Consider the following 4,452-nt stretch of genomic DNA (forward strand, 5'->3'; position numbering starts at 1 on the left):
CGACCACAGCAACGACCAGTAACGATCAATCGCAACGGAGGGGTCAGAATTCAGACGACGCCAAGGGGTCAGCATTCAGCCGCCGTTGACACACCTAAGACTCACTGCGTCCCAGTTGCTGGTTACCCGTTGCACCTTGATGCCCGAGTTGCTGACACCACAGCCCTCGCCACCAGTAGCCCAGAGCTCTAATTTGGCATCGGTAATATTCTTACCTGCCAGTAACGATGTATCGAACTTCAGATACGAACGCTCTTTGAGCTTAGCTGGTCCGAGGCTCCACGTACCTGCCCACACCGATGCAGAGCTTGGGCTGCCTGCTCCCTGATCATCGATCCATGTATCCGATGTTACAGGTAGGGAGAGCGTGTGCTCGCTGGGAGGCCCAGTGGGGGTGGGGGTGGGGGTGGGGGTGGGACCTTCATCCATTGGTTCACCATCTTGAGGCTCATCCACCCTCGGATGGGCCTCGGGGTCACCAATCTGGGGCCATTCCTCACCAGGGTCTCCTGTGTAGGCGAACTCCCTGGTCACCGTCCCCGTTCTGACCAGTTCCGATAGATCATCGTTGCTCATGCCCGGAATGTTCTGCAGGGCATAGTAGCTGAATGTCGACCCATCCAACGGGACGCCGGGCGCTCCTGCGTATAGCGTAAATCCAACCTGTTCTGGGGCGTCGGTCTGAAAGTCGACATATAGGACTGGGCCGGTTCCTGCGCTTTCAGATGAGCGGTACATACGCCAGTTGGTGCTATCGGATTCGTTGGCGGCCCGGAGTTGAACCCCATAGTCTGCGGCGCCGTTAGCCCAGTCTTGTACTATACTCTCGATCGAGTAGTAGATCTCATTTTCGGCGCAGTCGGGTTCTCCGGCTGCCGCCTTTTCAATGAGTGCCCCGGTAGTCGTGGTGGATGGCTGGTTAGAGAGAGTGAGGGTGCTGGGGCTCCAATCACTTGTTATGCGCCGGACCTGAATGCCTGACTCGACTGAAGTGCCACATGCATTGGACTTGTAGTTCCACAGCCGGAGGTCGGCGTTAAGAACGGTGACTCCGCGAAGTGGCAGTCCTGCGTTGAAGCGAATGTAAGTCCGAGCGGTTTTACTGCCATTACCGAACTTGCCCGCATGCAGCCAGGTTGCCCCTGTCTGGGAATTAGGGTAGTCACTGCTAACGAAGGTGTCGACCTTCAAGCCAGCTCCTACCCAGTGAGACATGCTGATTACGACTGGGTACTGCACATCTGGGGCCGCCAGGAACTTTTGGTCCGGCCTGAGCACGAACGTGCTGCCCTCGCCGCTCTTCTCTACTTCAGCAGGTACCGTAGCTGTATGCCCACTGTCCGGCGAGCGCTCTGCCGCAGAGTCATGCATCTGCAGCGGCGGGGCGGATGCGAGGGTTTCTCCATTAGCCGCAGATAGTGTTAGGTTTCCATTGAGCGCGCGTTTGTAATGCTGACCTTTCGGGAGGCTTACAGGTATACGGAGGTTGATCGGCTTCTGCGGACGTTCGCGCAGGACGAGGTCCTGCGTGAAACCTGTGGGGGTCGCGGTAAGAACAAGGTCTCCACCCGGGACAGCGTCTCGGTAGGTGGCTGTATTGCCGGCGACATCCGGCTTGGTCAGATTGCTGGGCCAACTGACGGCGTGAGTCCCCGCTCCGGTGCTAAATGAGACTAGGGGTGCTTGTCCGCCCAGTGAGAATTCCACCGCGGATTTAGCGGCCTTGGGCTTAAGTCTGCCCCCTTCCTGGACAAGACTAACGTCGATGGGGATCAGGTGGCCGTTCTTCTCCACGCGTATTGGGCCGGAGTGCATCTCTACTCTGTAGGTCCCGTTAGGAAGAGTGTAGAGAGTGGAGTCTTCTCGCCTGGCTGACGTGACCTCGACTGGAGATCCCTTGGCCCTGGCGGTCGCTTTCGCCACCGATAACTCTGATTGAACTTTAGGTGGCGAGCTGGTGTCATCGCCTAAGCCCATAGCCTGTTGACCAGAGAATACGAGCGACGTTGCGAGTCCAACAGTGGCGAGACTCGTAACTACACCGAGTCGCCCCCTGGCTCTGTTTGAGTAACGCACGAGCCTCCGATCTGTTTTGGAAAGATCACGAGCAATCTACGTTTGGCTTTGCTTGGTGTAAAGAGTGATGTGTATCTTATTGACCAGAGCAATATTTGATGCTAAACATCAACGACTGGATCTGCGTCAGAGGTGCAATCCCACCATCCCCTCTGTGGCTTACCGCCCCTACTCAAAGGGGAGCACCGTGCCGACCCGAGTCCGTCTACCGCTGTTGCTCTGCGGCGTGCTCCCCCTGATCGGCGCTGGCACGATCCGCCTGGCTGTCTGGGCAGGAGGGCTACCCGCCGAGTGGGCTGGGGTCGACCTGGTCAGCCTGGAGCAAGTCATCGACGGCGTCATCATCGTGCTGGCATGGTGGTCGGCCCCACCGCGCAGTCACCCCTCGTGACCGATCCGCGCTACGCCTATGGCCGCGTGCTGGTACCGATCACCGCGCGCCCTAGTACTACAGTCATGTTTTGTGATCTATAGTCTTTCGTCATGTCGGATGGCTTGACTGCTGAGGATCTCCAGGCGTGGGTGTCGGGGTTGGATGCGCTGTTCGGGCGGGTGGCGGGCCGGTTCGGGCGGGTGGAGCCGCGCAGGCAGGCGCGGGCGTATGTGATGGGATTGCTGGCTCCGGTTGAGCGGAAGAACGGCTGGCAGTTGGCGGAGGCGGCCGGGGACTCCTCGCCGGATCGGATGCAGCGGTTGCTGAACAACGCCCGGTGGGACGCGCGTCAGGTGCGTGCTGACCTGCGTGCTTATGTGGTGGAGAACCTCGGCCATCGCGATGGTGTGCTGATCGTGGATGAGACGGGGTTTCTGAAGAAGGGCGTCAAATCGGCCGGGGTGCAACGCCAGTACTCCGGGACGGCCGGCCGGACCGAGAACTGCCAGCTGGGGGTGTTTTTGGCGTACGCCTCCCCGCTGGGCAGGGCGTTGATCGACGCCGAGCTGTATCTGCCGAAGTCCTGGACCGATGACCTGGCCCGGTGTGCCGAAGCGGGGGTCCCCGGGGGTGTGCGTTTCGCGACCAAGCCGGTGCTGGCCCGGACGATGCTGGCGCGCGCCCTGGATGCGGGGATACCAGTGCAGTGGGTCACCGCGGATGAGGCCTACGGCATGGACTACAAGTTCCGGCACTTCCTGGAGCAACGCCGCCTGGGCTATGTGGTCGCCGTGCCCAAGAGCCAGACCGTCGCCGCCGGGTTCGGCGGGGACACCCGCGCCGACACCTTGACCGCCCAGGCCCCGCCTGAGGCGTGGAAGCGCCTGTCGTGCGGCCAGGGCGCCAAAGGGCCACGCCTGTACGACTGGGCCCTGGCCGAGGTGCACTTCGAAACCGAACCCGGCCACCAGCGGTGGCTCCTGGTCCGCCGCAGCCTCACCCCAGGCGTCAAAGGCGAACTGGAGCTGGCCTACTACCTGTGCCACGGCCCGGCCGGCACCACCATCGATGACCTGATTCGCATCGCTGGAGCGCGCTGGGCCATCGAGGAGTGTTTCCAGGCCGCCAAGAACGAGACCGGCCTGGATCACTACCAGGTCCGGCGCTACGACGGCTGGCACCGCCATATCACCCTGGCCATGCTCGCCCACGCATACCTCGCCGTCACCGCCGCCCACGCCCCAAAAGCCCAAGCGGCCTGGTCCGCCTCACACCAGCGGAAATCCGTCGTCTCCTGGCACACCTGACCACGACCATCACCCGCCCACTCGACTTCGCCATCGCCTGGTCACGCCGCCGCCGACAACACCAAACCCGCGCCCGTACCAGCCACTACTGGAAACGCTGGCTCATACATCACGAACTCCGGCTGTAGTACTAGCAGCAGCACTGAGGGGCCTGCGCCGTTATTGCCCTGGATCGCGCTGCCGTCGCTAGGCTCTGGCCGTACCGGTGGAGGCACAATCGCCTAGCCCAGCGCCGGTGGCTGGGTCGTCTGGCTCTATCTGGACGACCAGCACTGACGCGCCTGCGTCCCCGTCTCCACTTCTTCGCTGGAGACGGGGACGCTTCGTCTTTGTGGGCCTAATTCCTCCCGAGTGCTTCTCGGGGGCGCTGGGCGAGAGCTGCTTGGATCCGTGTTGCTTTGGTGTGGCCGACCCGGAGTTCTCTCTTGATCCGGCGGACGGAGGGGATCTTTCCCCGATCGAGGTCGCCGGCGTAGATCTCGATCGCCGCGAAGACATCCGGGTCGAAGGAAGGCGGCGGAGGGGGTTCGGGGGTGTTGGCCGAGGTGGACTTCTCGGATCGATCCGGAATCGGGTCGGTGGCCTCTTCTCCTGTGCGTCCCTTTCCGGAGGGGGGGCGGCCGTCGCGGAGGAGGCGGATGAGGAGTTCGAAGGAGCCGACCGCGACCAGGGCGGGCCAGCCGGCCACGATGGCTC

General features: G+C 62.1%; 4 protein-coding genes. 2 read left to right on the forward strand and 2 right to left on the reverse strand.

The window, feature by feature from the left end:
• Positions 1 to 75: 75 nt before the first annotated feature.
• Entirely contained in the window at positions 76 to 1,923 is a 1,848-nt protein-coding gene (locus AB0M95_RS40770) for a DNRLRE domain-containing protein (RefSeq protein ID WP_363777083.1), read from the reverse strand.
• Between the two features lie 340 nt (positions 1,924 to 2,263).
• On the opposite strand from AB0M95_RS40770, the gene AB0M95_RS40775 reads away from it, so the two are divergent.
• Entirely contained in the window at positions 2,264 to 2,467 is a 204-nt protein-coding gene (locus AB0M95_RS40775) for a hypothetical protein (protein ID WP_363777086.1), read from the forward strand.
• A gap of 92 nt (positions 2,468 to 2,559) precedes the next feature.
• Positions 2,560 to 3,756 carry an IS701 family transposase gene (locus AB0M95_RS40780; RefSeq protein ID WP_363777089.1) on the forward strand — a complete coding sequence of 399 codons (1,197 nt, stop codon included), beginning with the start codon at positions 2,560 to 2,562 and terminating at the stop codon, positions 3,754 to 3,756.
• A gap of 337 nt (positions 3,757 to 4,093) precedes the next feature.
• Here AB0M95_RS40780 and AB0M95_RS40785 read toward each other — a convergent pair.
• A partial coding sequence (locus AB0M95_RS40785) for a hypothetical protein (RefSeq protein ID WP_363777093.1) occupies positions 4,094 to 4,452 on the reverse strand: 359 nt, incomplete at its 5' end.

The organism is Sphaerisporangium sp. NPDC051017 (genome assembly GCF_040683095.1).
In the GTDB taxonomy this organism is placed as follows: Bacteria; Actinomycetota; Actinomycetes; order Streptosporangiales; family Streptosporangiaceae; genus Sphaerisporangium.